The sequence below is a fragment of the Streptomyces sp. NBC_00271 genome, from assembly GCF_036178845.1.
Lineage (GTDB): Bacteria > Actinomycetota > Actinomycetes > Streptomycetales > Streptomycetaceae > Streptomyces.
The window spans coordinates 11,039,332-11,059,787 of record NZ_CP108070.1 but is presented as its reverse complement, the minus strand read 5'-3'; the positions used below and the strand labels follow the sequence as shown (position 1 = coordinate 11,059,787).

At 69.9% G+C, this 20,456-nt stretch carries 15 protein-coding genes and 1 pseudogene; 11 read left to right on the top strand and 5 right to left on the bottom strand.

The features are described from left to right. Positions 1-96: 96 nt before the first annotated feature. Positions 97-1,098, top strand: coding sequence for a hypothetical protein (locus tag OG798_RS50465; protein ID WP_328759594.1), 1,002 nt, complete (start codon positions 97-99; stop codon positions 1,096-1,098). 185 nt (positions 1,099-1,283) lie between these two features. Here OG798_RS50465 and OG798_RS50460 read toward each other — a convergent pair whose 3' ends face one another. Continuing rightward, positions 1,284-1,781: a hypothetical protein gene (locus OG798_RS50460; protein WP_328759593.1), complete on the bottom strand. Its 498-nt coding sequence runs from the start codon at positions 1,779-1,781 to the stop codon at positions 1,284-1,286. Between the two features lie 46 nt (positions 1,782-1,827). Then, positions 1,828-2,187 (bottom strand): annotated as a pseudogene (locus tag OG798_RS50455) (IS5 family transposase); the annotation flags it as partial. A gap of 219 nt (positions 2,188-2,406) precedes the next feature. On the opposite strand from OG798_RS50455, the gene OG798_RS50450 reads away from it, so the two are divergent. The 3 genes from OG798_RS50450 to OG798_RS50440 all read left to right on the top strand — a co-directional run bounded on the left by OG798_RS50450 (position 2,407) and on the right by OG798_RS50440 (position 5,498). Further along, complete coding sequence (locus tag OG798_RS50450) at positions 2,407-3,195, top strand: SAM-dependent methyltransferase (RefSeq protein ID WP_067381923.1); 789 nt, start codon at positions 2,407-2,409, stop codon at positions 3,193-3,195. Between the two features lie 571 nt (positions 3,196-3,766). Further along, complete coding sequence (locus tag OG798_RS50445; protein WP_218902377.1) at positions 3,767-4,498, top strand: hypothetical protein; 732 nt, start codon at positions 3,767-3,769, stop codon at positions 4,496-4,498. Between the two features lie 829 nt (positions 4,499-5,327). Then, a complete protein-coding gene (locus OG798_RS50440) occupies positions 5,328-5,498 on the top strand; it encodes a hypothetical protein (RefSeq protein ID WP_183126902.1) in 171 nt (56 codons plus the stop codon). Between the two features lie 49 nt (positions 5,499-5,547). On the opposite strand, the gene OG798_RS50435 is transcribed toward OG798_RS50440, so the two are convergent. Next, a complete protein-coding gene (locus tag OG798_RS50435) occupies positions 5,548-8,922 on the bottom strand; it encodes a pyruvate carboxylase (protein WP_120988581.1) in 3,375 nt (1,124 codons plus the stop codon). A gap of 376 nt (positions 8,923-9,298) precedes the next feature. Between OG798_RS50435 and OG798_RS50430 the strand changes: the two genes are divergently transcribed. From OG798_RS50430 to OG798_RS50415, 4 genes are all read left to right on the top strand, one after another. Continuing rightward, entirely contained in the window at positions 9,299-9,772 is a 474-nt protein-coding gene (locus OG798_RS50430; RefSeq protein WP_257039906.1) for a hypothetical protein, read from the top strand. Positions 9,773-9,947: 175 nt separating this feature from the next. After that, positions 9,948-10,679, top strand: a complete 732-nt coding sequence (locus tag OG798_RS50425; protein WP_328759592.1) for a carbonic anhydrase — start codon at positions 9,948-9,950, stop codon at positions 10,677-10,679. A gap of 83 nt (positions 10,680-10,762) precedes the next feature. Next, complete coding sequence (locus OG798_RS50420; RefSeq protein WP_121413534.1) at positions 10,763-11,335, top strand: hypothetical protein; 573 nt, start codon at positions 10,763-10,765, stop codon at positions 11,333-11,335. Between the two features lie 191 nt (positions 11,336-11,526). Then, positions 11,527-13,824: an FUSC family protein gene (locus OG798_RS50415; protein WP_328759591.1), complete on the top strand. Its 2,298-nt coding sequence runs from the start codon at positions 11,527-11,529 to the stop codon at positions 13,822-13,824. A 19-nt stretch (positions 13,825-13,843) separates the two neighbouring features. Here OG798_RS50415 and OG798_RS50410 read toward each other — a convergent pair whose 3' ends face one another. Then, complete coding sequence (locus OG798_RS50410; protein WP_328759590.1) at positions 13,844-14,383, bottom strand: hypothetical protein; 540 nt, start codon at positions 14,381-14,383, stop codon at positions 13,844-13,846. 526 nt (positions 14,384-14,909) lie between these two features. On the opposite strand from OG798_RS50410, the gene OG798_RS50405 reads away from it, so the two are divergent. Together OG798_RS50405 and OG798_RS50400 are read left to right on the top strand one after the other, a co-directional pair. Then, entirely contained in the window at positions 14,910-16,325 is a 1,416-nt protein-coding gene (locus OG798_RS50405; protein ID WP_328759589.1) for a glycoside hydrolase family 16 protein, read from the top strand. Between the two features lie 15 nt (positions 16,326-16,340). Further along, positions 16,341-17,861: a glycoside hydrolase family 64 protein gene (locus tag OG798_RS50400; protein ID WP_328759588.1), complete on the top strand. Its 1,521-nt coding sequence runs from the start codon at positions 16,341-16,343 to the stop codon at positions 17,859-17,861. A gap of 108 nt (positions 17,862-17,969) precedes the next feature. Here OG798_RS50400 and OG798_RS50395 read toward each other — a convergent pair whose 3' ends face one another. Further along, the gene (locus tag OG798_RS50395; protein WP_328759587.1) at positions 17,970-18,473 is read right to left on the bottom strand and encodes a MarR family winged helix-turn-helix transcriptional regulator; all 504 of its coding nucleotides are present in this window, start codon (positions 18,471-18,473) and stop codon (positions 17,970-17,972) included. Positions 18,474-18,599: 126 nt separating this feature from the next. Between OG798_RS50395 and OG798_RS50390 the strand changes: the two genes are divergently transcribed. Continuing rightward, positions 18,600-20,408: an FAD-dependent oxidoreductase gene (locus tag OG798_RS50390; RefSeq protein WP_328759586.1), complete on the top strand. Its 1,809-nt coding sequence runs from the start codon at positions 18,600-18,602 to the stop codon at positions 20,406-20,408. Positions 20,409-20,456 lie beyond the last annotated feature (48 nt).

Below are 20,456 nucleotides of genomic sequence, written 5' to 3'. Positions count from 1 at the left end.
ACCACCCGGCGTGCTGTCGGTGGCGGCTGGCATGATCAGCTGCATGTTCGACCAGCGCCGCGGTGCCAGGCCCGGGGGGCTCAATGGAGGTTGCCGGTGAGTTCGTGGGACAGCGACCTGGCGTACCAGGGGGTGCTGCGGGCATTCGTGGACGGAGAGCCGCTCGATCAGGCGGGAGGGCCCCTCGACGTCCGTGCGGTGGTGGCGGGCATCCGCAGGGAGGCCAAGGACGGGTTCCTGCTTGAGGAGGTGCCCTGGGACCGCTTCCCGGAGGGCGTCAGAGTTCGGGAGAACATGGATCGGCTGCGCTCGGGCGACGCCGTCCGCGGTTCCCTCGGCATGCTCATCGGCCTGTGCGCCGACGACATGAGGGCCGCAGTGGCGCCGACGGTGCCCTTCCTGATCCGGATCGGTACCGACCCGGAGGCCGGCCACCGCGCCGAGGCTCTGGCGGTGACAGCCGAAGTGGCGCGCATGCAGCACCAGGGTGTGTGCACGCGTGCCGACATGCTGCGGTTCCGCGGCGATGCCGAATGGTTCTTAGAGGTCACTGGCTACTTGCAGAACTGGTCCGTGCAGGCCGCCCGCGACGCGATCGCCGCGGACACCGATCTCATCCTGCCCCTGCTCGACGACCACGACCCTGAAGTGCGCATCGCCGCCGCCTACGCGCTGGCGGCCGCCTCTGCCCGCGCGCAGAACATCCTCTCGGCATTCCACGCCCGCCTGCTCGCCGAACACGACCCGGCCGTACGCGCGGGCCTGGTACTGGCAATTGCGCAACTGGCCCGGGCGCACCAGGATTCGCGGACGTTGGTGTGGATGCGGACCTGCTGGCCCGACCCCGCACGGCCGCCCGAGGTACGCGTGAGCGCGGCACTGGGGTGGATGTGCCTCACCGACCTACCGGTCCCGGACGAACTGCGCGCCATGCTGGACGACCTCGCAACCCACGAGACAGCCCGGCTGATGGCGCCGCTGCCGTGGATGCGTGCGGCCGAGAACACCAACAGCAACGGCCTGCACCGCTGCCTGTGCACCATGCTGCACCCCGACACACGTGACGCCGAAGACCGCTGGGACGACCCGTGGTCCTGACCGTGCCCCGGTCACCACCCGCAAGGTCGGGAACCGGGTAGCTGCCCCGCCCACACCGCAACTCAGCGGGGAATCGCCGCCCATCGGCCAGGCACGACGCGCGGAGTACCGACACGGCGCACGCCCTCCACCGCCTCGGCCAGATCGTCCCATTGAACCGCGGCCTTGAACTGGACTGGTCCGAATCAGTTCAAGAGACGGATCATGGGGGCTTCGGCGCTGGTGGCCATCAATGCGCCACAGTGACGGCAGCCCAAGTCAACTGGGCGCACCATGTTGCTCTGGATCGAGGTTTCACCCGACTCCCCATGTTCACGGCAATATGAGCCCAGATGAAGTCGCACCCATGGAGCCCGTGTCAGGGCTATCGCCGGGCGGTCGTGCTTGGAGTCCCTGAAAGGTGTCCACCAGAAATCCATGACGGCCCTCAACCTCAACCGCTCGTCCTCGCTCGTGGAATCAAACGCCGCGATTCGGGCCGCGGTGAAGTGCTTCCCATCCTGATCGCCGGACGAACAGACGGCCCGTTCCTCGGCGCGTTCGAGGAAGGTCGTGTGGTCGGTCCGCTCACAGATGAAGCAGTCCAGGTTCACGACGAGCCTGCCCTGCCAGTACAAATTGTGGAACCCCTCGCCATGCATGGGGCCGACCAGGTCCGCAGTGACCTCAACGCTCCTCAACATCGCAAGATCGTCCCACGCCTCTCAGAGGTCGTCTTCTCCCGTTGTTTCATCCCGGAATCTGCTGTTTGGTCTGCGGTGTCGGGTCGCGCCAGGAGATGACGTTCTCGCCGGTAAGGCGGCGGGCCATGAGGTCGGTCATGGCGATGTGGATCACGGCTTCGGAGTGGACGGACAGGGTCTCGTAGTCGCGGGCCCGTCGGCGGTGGAGCATGAGCCAGCCGGAGGTCCGCTCGACTGCCCAGCGTTTCGGGATCGGGGTGAATCCCCTGGTCCCGGGCTTGCGTTGAGTGATTTCCATGTCAGTGCCGAGGGTGGCCGCGTGCTCGACGAGGTGCTGACGGTAGCCGCCGTCGACCCACACCTTGCGGATGCCGGGGTGTTCGGCCGCGACCTGGTCCAGGGCCCTGCCGCGGCGCTCGCAGTCGCAGCGGCACGATCGATCAGCCTGACACGCCCCGTCCGGCGACCGTCACCCGTTCACAAGAACCTGCACGCCACAGGCCATGGATGGGGCTTTCGGCACCCGCACCGGCAACCGTCAACTCCCGTTACGGGCAGGTGAGATGCTGTGCCAGACTACGGTGATCGGAAACACCGCTGACCGCCTCGCGCGCTGGAGCCCGTCATGACGCCCGACATACCCATCCCCTCGCGTTTCCACACGGCCACGGCGCATCCCGCCAGGGTCTATGACTGGCTCCTGGGTGGCAAGGACAACTACCCCGTCGACGAGGCAGTGGGCGAGAAGCTACCGCCCGAAGCACGTGACGCGGCCCGGCAGAACCGTCAGTTCATGCACCGGGCGGCCGCCTGGCTCGCCGCACAGGGCATCGATCAGTTCCTCGACATCGGCACCGGCATCCCCACCCGGCCGAATCTGCACCAGATCGTCCAACAGATCACGCCGACGGCGAAGGTCGTCTATACCGACAACGACCCGATCGTGCTGCGGCATGCGGAAGCCCTGCTGATCAGCCATCCCGAAGGGGTCACGGACTACATCGAGGCCGATGTACGGCAGCCGGACTCCATCCTCGAACGCGCCCGCGCCGTACTGGACTTCAACCGCCCGATCGCACTGTCCTTGATCGCACTGATGCACTTCATCACGGACGAGCAGGACGCCCACGGCATCGTCCGCGGCCTGGTCGCCACCCTGCCGCCAGGCAGTCACCTCGTGCTGTCGCACGCCGCCTCCGACCTCTACCCGGAACTGGCGGAACAGGTCACCGCCGAATACGCCAAGGGCGGCATCCGCCTCGGCTTCCGCACCCGCCCGGAAGTCACCCGCTTCTTCGACGGCCTGGACCTTCTCGACCCAGGCCTGGTCACCGCCCCCGAGTGGTTCAAGACGGCCCCCGCTCCCGCACCCGAGGGCAGCGGTATCTACACCGGAGTGGCACGCGTCCCCTGACAGGCCGTCACCTGTTCCTCAACCTCGCCCCCGGCGGCTGGCAACCCTGCTCCGCCGGCACACAGGGTGCGGGGGACGACCTCCGGCCGGGGATCGCCAGCCAGGCCGGTCAGCTCACCGACGGACGGTACGGGGGTAGTCCGGCTCCCGCAGGTCGCGGCGGGACTCGTCGTGCAGGACACGTATCAGCGGCTTTTCCTGCCCAGAGTTCGTCATGGCGACACCGGAGGAAGACCGCCCGCCCTTGCGCCGCCGCTCCTCCGACGCCCTGGCCCGGTCCAGCCCGAAGATAAAGATCAAGATCAGGTCTCTCCCCGGTTTTCCAGCCGGCGTAAGCCTTCTCCGTGCTGAGTGACGCGTCCATGCAGCCCTACATGTCATTACGCTAAGTAGCAAAATCGTCGCATAGTGTGCCGATCGGGCGTCTGTGCCGTTTCCGTCGTCACGGCTCCGCTCTCGAACAGCCCCCGGGGCAGTCACGGTCCGCAGAACCCGGCGGCTGCCTGGGGGGCCGGCCAGCATGGTCGGCCCCCCAAGCAGCCGCGTCAGCCGCTAGCGGTGAGGGAGTGCAGTGAGCGACAAGGAACCGAAGCTGATCTACGGACAGGGCGCCGAGGCGTGCCCCGAGGGGAACTTCTGTCTCTACCGGGCCACTGGCTTCAACGTAGGCCAGACCCCGGGGCGTGGAGACAAGATCCTGGCCATTCCGATGGGCGCGTACGTCAACAACTTCTCCGAGTACGGGTTCGACCACAGCGGTGACGGGGTGAGCGGGGTCGTCAACAACACCGTCGAGGACAACGCGCTCTTCTCTGCCGCCAACCAGCAGGGGCACTCACTGCCGGTGGACCGGGGAACCTCGATCGCGAACCTGGCCGCCATCCCCATGGCTGGGAGCCCGAACGGCTCCTGGAACGACCAAGCCCAATCCGCACTGGCGTCCCGCTTCGTGGGGAACCTGCGCGTCGACCAGGAGCTGCGCGGCCACTGGGCGGAAGGCCCGGGGCACCTCTACTCCTACCGGCTCACGATGTACGCCGAGGACACCCGCGTCACGAGATGGACCGTGGGCTTCGGTGCCCTGCCGGGGGGAACCTCACTGTCCAAGAGCTTCATCGACGCCTTCTGGGGGGAGATCCTCCGCAACGGCACCGACGGTGCCGTCCTGCTCGGCTCCCCCGCAGGCGGCGGACACAGCGTCGATCCCGGGACGGCCCTTCCCGTCGACATTCAGGTCCTCTACCCCGACGAAAACCCCGCCTACGAACGCCTCATCGGCCTGAACGCCCAACAGCTGGGCTGAGTCGGCACCCGGCCCACACCGGACGGTCCCGAGCCTCAGCAAGGCGGGCAGCCATGCCCTGTACTGGGACTCGCTGGCAGCCAAAGCAAGACGGTGGCCACCGCTCTGATTCCCGGCTCACGTACCCCAGGCGTACCGGCGGTTCCGTTCGTGACACGGCGGGCCCTCTGCCGGCAGATCCGCCGAATCCTCGCCCGCCCGGTCCAGGAGGAAGACGGGCGTTTCCTTGCCGACAGGCGAAGACGGAACGGGCCCACCACCTGGTGGTGGGCCCCCGTCAGGTTCAAGGGCTTCGGCTGGAAGGACGATCTACGGCTCCCACCAGCGCACACAGCTCCAGCTCATCAACAGCCCCGCCACGCCGGCCTGCCGCCGGGACCTCGCCGAACGCGAACTCGACATCGCTCGCAGCGTGCTCAAGATGGCGGGAGGAGCCCGGTGACCGTTCACTCCGACAGCGGCCTCGAGGACCAGGCCGGCCCCAAGACCGCTGCCTCCCTGCGGGCCGCGATGACCCGCCTGTTCGAAGGCCGCCCGCAGCGGACCGACGGGCGCCTCACGAAGGAGAACCTCTACAAAGAGGCCCAGGTCAGCCGGGCGACCATGAACCGTGCGCATGCGGTCCTGGCCGAGTGGGACGCGCATCTCGCAGCCCACGGCAGGGTCGCCCCCGGTGGGGCCAAGCGCGATACGGCCATCGCCGATCTCAAGAAGCGCCTGACAGCGAAGACCCAGGAATGCACGCTCCTGGAGAACAAGCTCAAGGCCGCCCACACCGCGATCGCCGCCCCCGAAGAGTTGTTTCCCCGCCGATCGAGGCGAACGGAGCATGCGTCGCACTCCTCGGGGGAGAACCAGTTGGCACGCCCACCTCATCGTCAACCTGTCCGTCTGCGCCGGGCGTTACCACCCACCACCGGCCGACGGGGTCGCCGAGATGGCGTTCGAGGTGGCACAGCTACTCGTGCACAGACCGAGCATGGCCGGCGACGGCCTCTAGGCTGGCGGAGCGCGCATGCTCGATGCACGCGCGCTCCGTCACACAAGCCTCAGCCGACCTCGATGAGCAGATCGCCGCCTTCCACCTGCTGGATCCGGTTGATGGCCAGCCTGGTCACCCGGCCGGCCTTGGGGGCGGTGATGGAGGCTTCCATCTTCATCGCCTCGATGGTGGCCACGGTCGCACCGGCCTCCACCTCGTCGCCCTCGGCGACCGCGAGCGTCACCACACCGGCGAACGGCGCCGCCACGTGCCCGGGGTTGGCCCTGTCGGCCTTCTCGGTCACCGGTACGTCGGAAGCCGCCGCGTTGTCACGGACCTGGATCGGGCGCAGTTGGCCGTTCAGGGAGGACATCACGGTGCGCATACCGCGTTCGTCCGCCTCGCCGATGGCCTGGAGCTCGATGAGGAGCCGCACGCCGGGCTCGAGGTCGACGGAGTACTCCTTGGCGGGGCGCAGCCCGTAGAAGAAGTCCTTGCTGTCCAGCACGCTGGTGTCACCGTAAGCCTGGCGGCGGGTGTCGAAGTCGCGCGTCGGCCCGGGGAACAGCAGCCGGTTGAGGGTCGAACGCCGGGACTTCTCCAGGCCCGTACGATCCTCGGCGCTCAGCTCCGGCACGGGCTTGGCCTCTGCGCGGCCTTGAAGCGCCTTGGTGCGGAAGGGCTCAGGCCAGCCGCCGGGCGGGGTGCCCAGTTCGCCGCGCAGGAAGCCGATGACGGAGTCGGGGATGTCGAACCTGTCCGGTGTCGCCTCGAAGTCCTCCGGCGTCACCCCGGCACCCACCAGGTGCAGGGCGAGGTCACCGACGACCTTGGAGGAGGGGGTGACCTTGACCAGGTGGCCCAGGATACGGTCCGCCGCCTCGTACATCGCCTCGATGTCCTCGAAGCGGTCGCCGAGGCCGAGGGCGACCGCCTGGGTACGCAGGTTGGACAGCTGGCCGCCGGGGATCTCGTGGTGGTAGACGCGTCCGGTCGGCGAGGCCAGGCCCGCCTCGAAGGGCGCGTAGATCCTGCGGACGCTCTCCCAGTACGGCTCCAGGTCACCGACGGCCCCCAGGTCCAGGCCGGTGGGCCGGTCGGAGTGGTCGGTGGCGGCGACGATCGCCGACAGCGACGGCTGGGAGGTGGTGCCCGCCATGGAGGCGACCGCGCCGTCCACCGCGTCCGCGCCCGCCTGGATCGCGGCGAGGTAGGTGGCGAGCTGACCGCCCGCGGTGTCGTGGGTGTGCAGGTGCACCGGCAGGTCGAACTCGCGGCGCAGAGCCGACACGAGCGTGGCCGCGGCGGGTGCCCGCAGCAGACCGGCCATGTCCTTGACGGCCAGGACATGTGCGCCGGCCGCCACGATCTGCTCCGCGAGGCGGAGGTAGTAGTCCAGGGTGTACAGCCGCTCCGACGGGTCGGACAGGTCGGAGGTGTAGCACAGGGCCACCTCGGCGATCGCCGTCCCGGTCTCCCGTACGGCATCGATGGCCGGGCGCATCTGGCCGACGTCGTTGAGCGCGTCGAAGATGCGGAAGATGTCGATGCCGGTGGCCGCGGCCTCCTGGACGAAGGCGTCGGTCACCTCGGTCGGGTAGGGCGTGTAGCCGACGGTGTTGCGGCCACGCAGCAGCATCTGGAGGCAGATGTTGGGCACGGCCTCGCGCAGGGCCGCCAGGCGTTCCCAGGGGTCCTCGGCCAGGAAGCGCAGGGCGACGTCGTAGGTGGCGCCGCCCCAGCATTCCAGGGACAGCAGCTCGGGCAGGGTCCGGGCCACGGCCGGGGCGACGGCGAGGAGGTCCTTGGTGCGTACCCGGGTGGCGAGCAGGGACTGGTGGGCGTCGCGGAAGGTGGTGTCGGTGACGCCGATGGTCGGCGACTCGCGCAGCTGCCGGGCGAAGCCTTCCGGGCCGAGTTCGACGAGGCGCTGCCGGGAACCCGCGGGCGGCTCACCGGCGGGCAGCGGCGGCAGCTTGGTGACCGGGTCGATCAGCTCGGGGCGTTCGCCGTGCGGCTTGTTCACCGTGACGTCGGCGAGGTAGGTGAGCAGCTTGGTGCCGCGGTCGGCGGAGTGGCGGGCGGTGAGCAGGTGCGGTCGCTGTTCGATGAACGACGTCGTGACCCGCCCGGCCTGGAAGTCGGGGTCGTCCAGTACGGCTTGGAGGAACGGGATGTTCGTGGCGACGCCGCGGATGCGGAACTCGGCCACGGCACGCCGGGCGCGCCCGATCGCGGACTTGAAGTCCCGGCCCCGGCAGGTGAGCTTGACCAGCATCGAGTCGAAGTGCGCGCTGATCTCCGTACCCGCGTGGGTGGTACCGCCGTCCAGACGGATGCCCGAGCCGCCCGGCGAACGGTAGGCGCTGATCCGGCCGGTGTCCGGGCGGAAGCCGTTCGCCGGATCCTCGGTGGTGATACGGCACTGGAGGGCGGCACCGCGCAGGGTGACCGTCTCCTGGGAGAGCCCGAGATCCGCCAGCGACTCGCCCGAGGCGATGCGCAGCTGGGCCTGGACGAGGTCGACGTCGGTGACCTCCTCCGTGACCGTGTGTTCCACCTGGATACGCGGGTTCATCTCGATGAAGACGTGGTTGCCGTCGCGGTCGAGGAGGAACTCCACGGTGCCGGCGTTGCGGTAGCCGATCTCGCGGGCGAACCGCACCGCGTCGGCGCAGATCCGGTCCCGGAGCGCCGGATCGAGGTTCGGCGCGGGCGCCAACTCGATCACCTTCTGGTGGCGGCGCTGCAGCGAGCAGTCACGCTCGAACAGGTGGATGACGTTGCCCTGTCCGTCGGCGAGGATCTGCACCTCGATGTGGCGCGGATCGACGACGGCCTTCTCCAGGAAGACGGTGGGGTCGCCGAACGCCGACGTCGCCTCGCGGGAGGCCGCCTCGATGGACTCACGCAGTGTGGCCGGGTCCTCGACCCGTCGCATACCGCGCCCTCCGCCGCCCGCGACCGCCTTGACGAAGACGGGAAAGCCGACGTCCTCGGCGGCGCGGACCAGTTCGTCGACGTCGGTGGAGGGCGCCGAGGAGCCGAGGACCGGCACGCCGGCCGCCCGGGCGGCCGCCACGGCGCGGGCCTTGTTTCCCGTCAGTTCGAGAGTGGCGGCGTCCGGGCCGACGAACGTGATGCCCGCCTCCTCGCAGGCGCGCGCCAGTTCCGGGTTCTCGGACAGGAACCCGTAGCCGGGGTAGACGGCGTCCGCACCCGCCTTGCGTGCGGCACGGACGACCTCCTCCACGGAGAGATAGGCCCGTACCGGGTGCCCCGGCTCGCCGATCTCGTAGGCCTCGTCGGCCTTCAGCCTGTGCAGCGAGTTGCGGTCCTCGTGGGGGAAGACGGCCACGGTTCGCGCGCCCAGTTCATAGCCAGCGCGGAACGCGCGAATCGCAATCTCGCCGCGGTTGGCGACCAGCACCTTGCGGAACATCCTGGATCCCTTCGGCCTGCCGGTGACGAGGACCATGCTGTCGGTGACGCCGCCGTTATGCCATGTGAACCGGGCCACTCCCGTCCATGCCCCTCTCGGAACACCGTGAATTCGAGTGCGCCGTCCAGGGCGGACGCACGTCGTCGCCCGCACGGGTGGTTCCCGCCACCATCAGGGTGCCCCGCCTGCCCCGACGGATGCGTACCTGCCGCCGTACGAAGGGGTCTCGGGCGGCGTCCTTGTGCACCGTCGTCAAGAAGCAACCGTCGGCCGCGGTTGGCAGATTGTCGCCGTTGACCCGTATGTACGGCACATGACAGCGTCGGCCCTGCCCGGGCGGCAGGCCCGGGCGCATCCGCAGAGGGGACCGATCAGCATGGGTGGCAGACGGGCCACGTACACGGTGGCGGCGGCCACAACAGCCGCACTTCTCCTCGGAGTCTCGGGCACGGCGGCCGCGGCCGCCGCCGGACCTTCCCCGGCCACGACACCCGCGGCGGCCGTGCACGCCTTCGGCCAGAGCGACATCTCCCCGGAGGAGGAGGCGCACCTGCGGGAGGTGGCCGCCTCGATCTGGAACGCCGACCTGGCCGCCGGCTGGAACATGAACCCCGACGTCGCCGACGTCCTCTCCCAGGCGACCGGGGAAATCCTCCGGTGCTCCGAGGCCTTCGCGCTGGTACCCCGGCCGCCCGGCTTCCTCCCGGGCATCGGCTACCTGCTCAGCTACTGGAAGAACCTCAAGGACTACTTCCTCGTCGTGAAGGACAACCGGACCTATCGGGCCTGCGTGGTGACCGCGGCAGCGAACTACCGGTCGGCGATCGAGATGGCGTCGATGGGCATCTGACCGGCCGGCTGTGACGCTCCGCCACAGACCGTTCCAGATCTCCCGGTCGTGGGCCATCGGTGGCGGAGCGGCCCGCGCCCGCTTGTGCCTCCCGTCCTGTTCCCTCACCGCACTGCACAATCGCCCCTGGTCAAGACGTACGCAGACGTCTCGGCGGACTGAGAGGTCAGGGCTGATGGACAGAGCGGGACATCCCGATCGCAGAGTTCTTCTCGTCGGCGGTCTCGCGGCCGCCACGGCCGCGCTTGCGGGGTGTTCGCCGACGAGCGCGGCCTCGCCGCCGACCAGCGCTCCGCCGGAACCGGCGCCGACCACGCCCGCCGCGGCGTTCACCAGACTGATGGAAGGCAACAAGCGCTGGGTGAGCGGCGATCTTCGACATCCCGACCGCGATCCGGACCGGCGCGAGTTCGTGGCCGAGAAGCAGGAGCCCTTCGGGGCGATCCTCTCCTGCATCGACTCCCGGGTACCGCCCGAACTCCTCTTCGACACCGGGCTGGGTGACCTGTACGTGATGCGCACGGGCGGGGAGGCCATCGATCCGGTGGTCACGGGTTCCGTGGAGTACGGGCCCATGACGAGCGCCACTCCGCTCATCGTGGTGCTCGGGCATCAACGTTGCGGCGCCATCGAGGCGGCGTACAAGTCCATCCGCGACGGCAAACCGCTGCCCGGCAACCTGGAGGCGATCGCCCAGGCCCTGCGTCCGGCGTACGAGCAGGTCCATGGGGGTGGTCCCGACCCGGTGGATTCCATGGCCCGCGCGCAGGTCACGCTGACCGCCGCCGACCTGCGCTCCAATCAGGACCTGGCCCCCCTCGTGAAGAAGGGTGCCCTCGCCGTGGTCGGCGCCTACTACTCGCTCGACACCGGCAAGGTGGAAGTCCTGGCTGGAGCGCCCGCCTGACCGGTCCGAGCCGCTGGCGGAGGGCACGGCCCGCATGACAGGGTCAGCCTGATCGGACACAGGCGGGCGACGAGGATGAGTTCATGGATGCACAGACGTGGGACGCGCTGGTGGAGTCGATGAAGAGCGCGTACGCCGCGGGGCTCGCCGAGGGTGCCGTGCCACGGCCGGTCATCATGCCGCTGGTGCGCGGCGAGTTGGTCGGCCTGATCTGGGTGCGGCCGACCGAGCCCGGCAAGGACGCGCTCACCGGCATCGCCGAGCTCGCGAACATCGCCGCGGCGGCCGGCGCCGACGAGGTCGTGCTCGCCTGGGAGACCCACGACGTCGCCACCGCCTGCCAGTTGCCGATCACCGGCCCGGTGCCGTGTCTGAACATGGTGCACGCCACGAAGGACGGCCATGTGCTGCACCAGTTCCCCTACACCGAACAGCCCCCGGCTCACTCCCCCGAGGGCCGGGGCTCGGCCGAGCCGGCCTGGCAGCCCGCCGTCGAACCACAGCCGGGCGGCGAGTTGGTCCTTCCCGTCCAGGCCGCGGTCAATTACTCCTTCATCCCGCTCGAACTCGACCATCCCTCCCCGTTCGGCGTCACCGTCGTCCTCATGGAAGAGGACGGCTACAACGTCCGCCTGAACGAGGCGTTCGCCGGCTGACAGCGACCTCGGCGGGACAGTGACCTCCGCAGGACGGTGCCCTCCACACCCCTCGCGCGGGCGGTCTGTACGCCGCGGGCACGCCCCGCCTGGGTGAATCACGAGCAGAGATCGTGTTCGGGTGACGTCGCTCCGGAAGAGACGTCACACTCGGTGGGGCGCAGGCCTGTCGACAGGAGGTGGCCGGGCACGTGCGGACATCCGGTCGAATCCGCCCCGGGTCGGTCGCGTCGTGGCTGCGCGACCGCGATCCCGAGCTGGCGGCCACCCGGCGTGCCGGGCGGACGGCGCTCGTCATGCCCGCGCTGTTCGCCCTGTGCAGCCAGGTCATCGGGTCACCGACGATGGCGACCTTCGCCGCGTTCGGTGCGTTCTCGATGCTGCTGCTCGTGGATTTCACCGGTCCGATGGTGCAGCGGCTCCGCGCCCACCTCGGCCTCGCGGTCGCCTGGGCCGTCCTGATCTGTCTGGGCACGCTCGTGGCCGACAAGACCTGGCTCGCGGTCACCGCCATGGTCGTCATCGGTTTCCTGGTGCTGTTCTCCGGGGTGGTCAGCTCCGTCCTCGCGGGCGCCTCGACCGCGCTGCTGCTGGCCTTCATCCTCCCGGTGACCTCGCCCGTCCCGTTCGCGGAGCTTCCCGCCCGGCTCGCGGGAGCGGGCCTCGCGGCAGCCGCCGCCATGCTCGCGGTCACCCTGCTGTGGCCCCGTCCCAGCGGGGACCCCCTCAGCGCACCCGCCGCCCGGGTCTGCCGTGCGGCCGCCGAGCAACTGCGCACCGACGCGTCCCTCCTGGCGGGCGGGCCTGCCGCGCCGAGCACCGGTCAGTGCCGTACCAGAGCCGACGAGGCCGCCGCCGCGGCGGCCGAGCTGCGCACCGTCTTCGACGCCACCCCGTACCGCCCCACCGGCCTGTCCACCAGCTCGCGCGCCCTCGTCCGCCTGGTCGACGAACTGACCTGGCTCAGCAGCATCCTGGCCGACAGCGCGCCCCCGCTCGACGGTGGAGCGGCCTGCGACATCGCCGCCCGGTCCGTACGCCGGGCAGCCGCGGCCGTACTCGACGAGGTGGCCGCGCTGCTCGACGCCCCGCGCCGCTCACCGGACGAGCTGCACGCAGCCTCGGAGAGTCTGCGCAAGGCCATGGCCGACATGGAGCGCAACGCCACCACCCTGCTGCCCGTGCGCCAGGGCGGCGCCGGCACACCCTCGCAGGTGCACCCCGTCATCGGAGCGCTGGACCTTTCGTTCCGCGCGCAGGAGCTGGGTTTCGCGACGCTGCAGATCGCGGACAACGTGGCCCTGGCCGCGGCCGCCGAGCGCCGCAGCTGGTTCGAACGCCTGCTGGGCCGCGAGCCCGACGCCGTGACCCGACCACTGGCGGCGGCGCGCGCGCGAGCCGCCGCCCACCTTCAGCCGGGGTCCGTCTGGCTGCACAACAGCCTGCGGGGAGCGCTCGGCCTCGGCATCGCGGTCGGCCTCGCCAACGTGACCAGCGTCCAGCACTCGTTCTGGGTGCTCCTGGGAACCCTGTCCGTGCTGCGCTCGAACGCCCTCAACACCGGGCAGAACGCGGTCCGCGCCCTGGGCGGCACCCTCGCGGGTTCGATCATCGGCACCGGGCTGTTGCAGCTGATCGGCCACCACGGCACGGCGCTCTGGTTCCTGCTGCCCCTCGCCGTGTTGCTCGCCGGCATCGCCCCCTCCGCCATCTCCTTCGCCGCCGGTCAGGCGTCCTTCACCATCACCCTCGTCATCCTGTTCAACATCGGCCAGGACCCCGACTGGCACATCGTGCTGCTGCGGATCCAGGACATCGCCATCGGCTGCGCGGTGAGCGTGCTGGTGGGCCTGTTCTTCTGGCCGCGCGGCGCCTCGGCGGCCGTCGACCGGGCGCTCGCCGAGGCGTACACGGACAGCGCCCGGTATCTGGCGGGCGCGGTGCAATGTGCCATCGGCCACTGCGGCACCGCGCCCGGGCCTGCCTCTGCCGAGGTCGCGCTGCGGGAGGGCGTCGAAGCGGCCGCGGCCGCGCGCAGGCTCGACGACGCGTTCCGCAGCTATCTGGCCGAACGCGGCGCCAAACCGGTACCCCTGGCCGACATGACCACCCTGGTGACCGGCATCGTGGGGTTGCGCCTCGCGGCGGACGCGGTCCTGGGGCTGTGGCGGCGCGCCGGCGAACCGGACAGCGAGCCGAACCGGGCGGAAGCCGGCCTCGTCCTGCAGAGCACCGCCGGCCAGATCTCCGGCTGGTACCGGGATCTGGCCGCCGGTCTCGAGCACAACGCCTCCGTCCGGGATCCGCTGCCGCGCAACCCCGCGGCCGAGGCACAGCTGGTCGAATCCCTCCGCCGCGACCTCAGCGACGAGCACGGGCAGGCCACGGACACGGCCGTCCGCATCATCTGGACCGCCGACCACCTCGACGCCGCCCGCCGGCTCCAGCCGAGCCTGGCCGCCGCGGCGAGGCCCGACGGTCCGTCCTGACCCGGGGCGGTGCCCCGGGTCAGACCGCGGCCTTCGAAGGCGCAGGCAGGCGGCCGGAGTCGAAGGCGGTGGCACTGAGGGTGCCGTCGACGGTGATCGGGCCGTAGACCGGATACCCGGCGATGTCGAAGGCCTCGCCGAGCGGCCCGTCGCCCGGCTCGACCACGACGTGGGCGACCTCGGAGAGCGCCGCCACCTGCTCGCGGGCCTCCTCGTCGGTGCCGTGCACGACGGTGAGGACGCTGCGACCGGTCGCGCGGACCGTGGTGCGCGCCTGCTCCACGAAGAGCGGCAGCCGCTCCTTGCAGGCCCGGCAGTCGGGCGAGAAGAAGCCCAGCATGGCCTCGCCGAGGCCCTCGCGGGTGATCCGCTCACCGGCGGTGGTGACGGCGGAGAAGCCGGGCACGGCCGAGTCGGCCGGGATGATCGGGCCGTCCGCCACCCGGTCGGCCTTCTCGTCGGCCTGGGCACGGAGTTTGCGTATGACGCCGAAGGTGAGCAGCAGGTTCAGCGGACAGAGCACGGCGATGAGGACGACGGCGGTGACCAGAAAGGGCATGGGTGACTCCTGGGTCTCGTGTCATCGTGGGGCGGGGTGACCGCCCATCGGATCGCGGGATGCGACGGCGCGACGCCGCACGGGTGTGCCGCACGCCGTGGTGCGGCGGCTGCGACGGGTGCGTCGCGGTGGCCGCCACGGTGGTGCGTGAACATCAACCACCCGGGAAATCGGGAGGGTTGTCGCCCACTAGGTCGCTTACCCGGGTCGCCTACGGGGCTGTCCCTGCTGGGCGTGGTCCTCACCCGCCCAACTTCCCTCGACCGCCCCTGAAGCCGCCGCTCACGACGGTGTCCGCTCGGCACAATCCGCGGACTGCCGCGCTTCTCGTGTGCCCTCAGCACACCCCCCTTCTTTCACGACGTGAACTCACATACGCCGGAAGGACTTTCCCGACTTCACCTCTTGACGTGCGGAGTGACGGGGAGCACATTGTCCGCGCAGCTGTTTTGAGAGCGCTCTCAGAATGCGACGGAGTGCTCCCACCACCACCCGCACTCCCCACTCCGTACCCGAAGAGGCACCCATGAGTGAACCCTCCGGCACGCCTGTCAGACGCGGCTCCCTACGGCGCGCCCTCATCGCCGTGTTCAGCGCCCTCGGCCTCGCGGCCGCCGCGGCGGCGGCCGCCACCCTCCCCGCCAACGCGTCCACCCCCACGCCCCCGTCCGGCTGGTCCCAGGTCTTCCTCGACGACTTCGACGGAGCCGCCGGCTCCGGCATCAACAGCTCGAACTGGCAGTACACGACGGGCACGAGCTATCCCGGCGGGCCGGCCGGCTTCGGTACCGGCGAGGTCGAGACGATGACCTCCAGCACCAACAACGTCTCGCTCGACGGCGCCGGAAACCTCCGGATCACCCCGCAGCGCGACGCCGCGGGCAACTGGACGTCGGGCCGCATCGAGACGAACCGCTCCGACTTCCAGCCGCCCGCCGACGGCAAACTCCGCGTCGAGGCCCGGCTCCAGATGCCGAACGTGACCGGCGCGGCCGCCAAGGGCTACTGGCCCGCCTTCTGGATGCTGGGCGCCCCGTACCGCGGCAACTGGTGGAACTGGCCCGGCGTCGGCGAGCTGGACATCATGGAGAACGTCCAGGGCATCAACAACGAGTGGGCCACGATGCACTGCGGCACCAGCCCGGGTGGCCCCTGCAACGAGAAGTCCGGCATCGGCGGCCAGAAGGTCTGTGAGGGCACGACCTGCCAGGGCGGCTTCCACACCTACGCCGTGGAGTGGGACAAGTCGACCAGCCCCGAGGAGATGCGTTTCTACCTCGACGGCGTCAACTTCCACACGGTCAGGCAGAGTCAGGTCGACGCCACGACCTGGGCCAACGCCACCAACCACGGCTACTTCATCATCCTGAACATCGCGATGGGCGGCGAGTTCCCGGCGGCCTTCGGCGGCGGCCCCGACGGCGGCACGGACCCCGGCCACCCGCTCGTGGTCGACTACGTCCAGGTGCTGCAGGCCACCGGCGGTGGCGGCACGACCCCGCCGCCGACGACCCCGCCGCCTTCCGGCAACCGTGACGCGTACCACGAGATCCAGGCCGAGTCGTACGACGGCCAGGCGGGCGTCGGAACGGAGACCACCACCGACACGGGGGGCGGCCAGAACATCGACACCCTCGCGAACGGCGATTACGCGCTCTACAAGGGTGTCGACTTCGGCACCACGGCGGCCAAGCAGTTCTACGGCCGGGTCGCGAGCGGCGCGGCGGGCGGTGTCAGCGGACTGGTCGAAGTGCGCCTCGACAGCCGCACGAGCACGCCGACAGGCAGCTTCGCGGTGGCCAACACCGGTGGCTGGCAGACGTGGAAGACGGTCCCCGCGAACATCAGCTCCGTCACCGGAACCCACGACGTCTATCTGACCTTCACCAGCGGCCAGCCCGCGGACTTCGTGAACGTCAACTGGTTCGACTTCGGGCACTGACGGGAGAGTTGACGGATGATCGCATATCTCCCGGCCAGGTCCAGGAGGTCACGCCCCGGGGTCAGGCGGCTGGTGACGGCCGTCCTGACCGCCCTCCTCACGGTGCTGGCGCTGGGCCTGGCCGGGGCGGTGCCCGCGAAGGCCGCCGCCGACTACACCCAGGGCGTCACCTCGACCGGTTCCGGTTCGGTCCAGATCTGGTTCAAGCCGACCGCCCCCGCGTCCCTGGTCGACGTGCACTACCTGTCGGCCGGCGCCGGCCAGCAGAACTTCCGGATGACGAACAACGCGGGCACCTGGCAGCAGAACGTCAGCGGCCTACCGAGCGGCTTCACCCTGGAGTACTGGTTCACATACGAGAGGAGCGGCCCGCTCTACGACACCCCGCACTTCACCTACTCCGTCGACGGCGGAGGCGGGGGCGGGGGCGGGGGCGGCAGCTTCCCGATCACCTTCCAGAACAACACCCGTGGCACGTACACCAACGCACAGATCCACATCACCGTGCTCGGCCAGGTGACGCCCGGTCAGTGGTCGTACATGAAGGCCGACGGAACCATGACCCACATCAACCACCTGGACGCGAACGCGCCCGGACACCTGACCAAGAACGGCGTGAACTACCCGAGCATGTCGTTCACGCTCGCCCAGTCGGGCGGTTCGGTACCTTCGCCGACGTCGATCCGCGGCGGCCGGATCTACGTCTCCCTCGGCTCCCCGCTGTACATTCCGGTCTCCCCGGACGACCAGGGCTGGGGCGGCCCCGACCTGCGCAATCCGAACGACCCCAACACCGATGTCTACTACGACTGGTACGAGTACACGTACGTCTTCGGGCAGGTGGCCTTCGGCGGCAACACCACCCAGGTCGACCAGTTCGGCTTCCCGATGACCTCACGTCTGACGCAGACGTCGAGCGGCTACGACACCACACGTGGCATCACACAGACCCGCGCCCAGGTGATGTCCCAGTACGCCGCCTCGGTGGGCACGGCCTTCAAGCCACTGCAGAACACCTACCGGATCGTCGCGCCGCGCTCCTCCGACCTCTTCCTCACGGGAGGCTCCCAGGCGAACCACCTCCAGTCGACCATCGACCAGACCTGGTCCTACTACTCCACGCACCCCTTCAGGCTGACCCGGCTCGGTGAGACCTTCACCGGCGGTGTCTCCGGGACCACGCTCACCTTCACCAAGAACGGCGCCGGTCCCTACGCGCTCCGGAAGCCGTCCTCCCCGGACGTCATGGCCTGCGCGGGCACGCTGGCCTCGGGCAGCGACCCGGAGAAGCAGCTCGGCGCGGAGTTCTGCGCCGCGTTCAACCGGGGCGTGGCCCTCGACACCTCGGCCTGGTACACCCCGTCCGCCTACTACACCGGAGGCACCAAGAACGACTACGCCGCCTTCCTCCACACCGTCGGCCTCGACCGGCGCGCCTACGCCTTCCCCTACGACGACATCAACGACCAGTCGTCCGTGCAGATCCTGGGCAACGCGAACCCGCCGACCGGGCTGACGCTCGGCATCGGCTGGTGATCCCACGCAGTGAAGAGGGGGCGGCCTCGGCGGTCCGGCGCCGGAGAGCCGGGCGTCACCGTTCGAGCCGCCCCCTCCCCCAGCAGGAGCGGGTTCTCTGAGGCCCGGTCAGCGGGGTGTGGTGCGCAGGTCGATGCCGCGGCGGTGGGCGTCGGAGGCCACGACCTGGGCCGCCAACTGGGACAGCCGCTCCCGGTCGACATCCGAGAGCGGCGCGACGGCCAGCTCGATCTGCTCGGCGAACTGTGCCGCGAGCTGTTCGATGAGCTGTCGACCGGCGTCGGTGATCGACACCCGGAACGCGCGGCGGTCGTTCGCGCTGACGGTGCGCGTGACCAGGCCGCGACGCTGTGCGCGGTCGACCAGGCCGCTGATCGAGGACTTGTCCAGGCCGAGCAGCCGACCGAGCTGGTTCATCGTCGGCTCCCGGTCGCGCAGCACCCCGAGCAGTCGCGCCTGGGTGATCGACAAGTCGCGCTGCCCGGCGATCTCGTCCAGGGCGTTGTGCACCAGAAACGACAGCTGGGCGAGGGCGTCCACATCCACCAGCACGGGTTCCCCACCTGTGCGTGACGGTGCGATCGAGGGCGGCGTGTCGTTGGGAGAAGTCATGCTCCGATTCTACTTGCAAAGGTACGTGGCGCGAACTACTTTAGTTCGTGCCACGTACCAACCTTGGTGCGTCGCCTCCGAGCGTGCGAACCGCTCGGACACCTACTGCCGACGGAGAGCTGAGCCATGACTCACATCTCGGACACTGACGTGATCATCTGCGGAACGGGAGCGGCCGGATTAACCCTCGCCATCGACCTCGCCCGGCGGAATGTCGGATTCCTGCTGATCGACAAGGCGGCGCATCCGTTCATCGGCTCCCGCGGCAAGGGCATTCAGCCCCGAAGCCAAGAGGTGTTCGAGGACCTCGGCGTGATCGACCGGATCGTCGCCTCCGGGGGTGAGTACCCCGTCCAGCGTTTCCACACCGCCGAGGGACCGGTTGACAAGGCCGTCGTCGAGATGTCGGATCCGACGCCGGACGAGCCGTACCAGATCCCGCTGCTCGTTCCGCAGTTCCTCACCGAGCGCCGGCTGCGGGAACGACTGACCGAGCTCGGCCATGCCCCGTACTACAGCCACGAACTCGTCGGCTTCGACCAGGACGCCGACGGCGTGACCGCCCGGATCGCGACCCCTGACGGCGAGCGGACCGTGCGGGCCTCGTACCTGATTGGCGCCGACGGTGGATCGAGCTTCGTCCGCAAGGCCCTCGGTATCGGCTTCCCCGGCAAGACCCTCGGCGTCCGGGCGATCGTCGCGGACGTCCTGGTCGATGGCGTCTCGTCGGACGCCTGGCACCGTTGGGGCGAGGACACGGCGGCGCAGGTGTCGATGTGCCCGCTCTACGGCACCGACATGTTCCAGCTCCAGGCCCCGATCCCGTTCGATGTCGACATCGACCTTTCGGCCGAGGGTCTCACCTCGTTCTTCCGCGAACGCGCCGGCCGGAACGACGTCGTGATCCGTTCGGTGTCCTGGGCGTCCGCGTTCGAGATGAACGCCCGGCTGGCCGACACCTACCGGCGCGAGCGGGTGTTCCTGACGGGAGACGCGGCACACTGCCATCCGCCGACCGGCGGACAGGGCCTCAACACAAGCGTCCAGGACGCCTACAACCTCGGCTGGAAACTCGCCGCCGTGCTCGACGGCGCCCCGGAATCGTTGCTGTCGACCTACGAGAAAGAGCGTCGGCCGATCGCCGAGGCAGTCCTCGGCCTCTCCGAGAGGCTGCTCGAAGCGGCCAAGAACCGAGACACCCACCGGGGCCGCGAGGTGAGCCAGCTCGATCTCGGCTACCTGGACTCGCCCTTGTCGATGACCAGTCCGGACCGCGGCAACGGCGTCCTGGCCGGCGACCGCGCGCCCGACGCGCCCGTGACCGGCGCGGGTGGCCTCCCCACGCGTTTGTTCAGCCTGTTCCAGGGGCCCCACTGGACCCTGCTCGGCTACGACGTCGACGATGCCCCGGCACCGGCTCCGCGCAGTGGCCTGCACCTTCACGTCATCGGCGGCGGGGGCGACATCCTCGACACCGGCGGCCATGTCCACAGCGCCTACGGACTGTCGTCCGGGCAGTGGGTGCTCGTGCGTCCGGACGGATACGTCGCGGCCGTGGTCGGCACGGCCGACCTCGGCTCACTCGCCACCTACCTCGACGCCGTCGGCATCCGCCCCGTGCCGGTGGCGCAGCCGCATCACACGGAAACGAGCCCCGACATGCCCACACCGAGCTCTTCGGGCGCCCCCCGCACCCGACGTGAGCACCGTCGGATCCGCAGCGCCGCCGAGCAGCGACTCGCCACCGCCCAAGGCGAGCTCCATCAGCTCTCACGCCAGGTCCAGCGCGACCTGCGCAGTGTCCGTCGGCAAGGGGAGACCACCGCGATCGTCGCCCGCTCGAACTTCGCCGAGCTCGCGGTCCAGACCATCACCCGGTTGGCGGCCAACCTCCGCACCGACCCCAGCGACCGAAGCGGCCGGAGCGACCAGTAGCTCCTCGGCCGCCCCGGAGCCGACGAGGCAAATGCCCCATACGGGTGA

What these genes read in the sequence shown, in the direction of transcription:
- OG798_RS50430 (WP_257039906.1), top strand. Translation starts at nt 9,299, where the DNA reads ATGGGTGGCAGACGGGCCACGTACACGGTGGCGGCGGCCACAACAGCC.
- OG798_RS50420 (WP_121413534.1), top strand. Translation starts at nt 10,763, where the DNA reads ATGGATGCACAGACGTGGGACGCGCTGGTGGAGTCGATGAAGAGCGCG.
- OG798_RS50405 (WP_328759589.1), top strand. Translation starts at nt 14,910, where the DNA reads ATGAGTGAACCCTCCGGCACGCCTGTCAGACGCGGCTCCCTACGGCGC.
- OG798_RS50390 (WP_328759586.1), top strand. Translation starts at nt 18,600, where the DNA reads ATGACTCACATCTCGGACACTGACGTGATCATCTGCGGAACGGGAGCG.
- OG798_RS50460 (WP_328759593.1), bottom strand. Translation starts at nt 1,781, where the DNA reads ATGTTGAGGAGCGTTGAGGTCACTGCGGACCTGGTCGGCCCCATGCAT.
- OG798_RS50410 (WP_328759590.1), bottom strand. Translation starts at nt 14,383, where the DNA reads ATGCCCTTTCTGGTCACCGCCGTCGTCCTCATCGCCGTGCTCTGTCCG.
- OG798_RS50395 (WP_328759587.1), bottom strand. Translation starts at nt 18,473, where the DNA reads ATGACTTCTCCCAACGACACGCCGCCCTCGATCGCACCGTCACGCACA.
- OG798_RS50450 (WP_067381923.1), top strand. Translation starts at nt 2,407, where the DNA reads ATGACGCCCGACATACCCATCCCCTCGCGTTTCCACACGGCCACGGCG.
- OG798_RS50400 (WP_328759588.1), top strand. Translation starts at nt 16,341, where the DNA reads ATGATCGCATATCTCCCGGCCAGGTCCAGGAGGTCACGCCCCGGGGTC.
- OG798_RS50440 (WP_183126902.1), top strand. Translation starts at nt 5,328, where the DNA reads ATGCGTCGCACTCCTCGGGGGAGAACCAGTTGGCACGCCCACCTCATC.
- OG798_RS50425 (WP_328759592.1), top strand. Translation starts at nt 9,948, where the DNA reads ATGGACAGAGCGGGACATCCCGATCGCAGAGTTCTTCTCGTCGGCGGT.
- OG798_RS50435 (WP_120988581.1), bottom strand. Translation starts at nt 8,922, where the DNA reads ATGTTCCGCAAGGTGCTGGTCGCCAACCGCGGCGAGATTGCGATTCGC.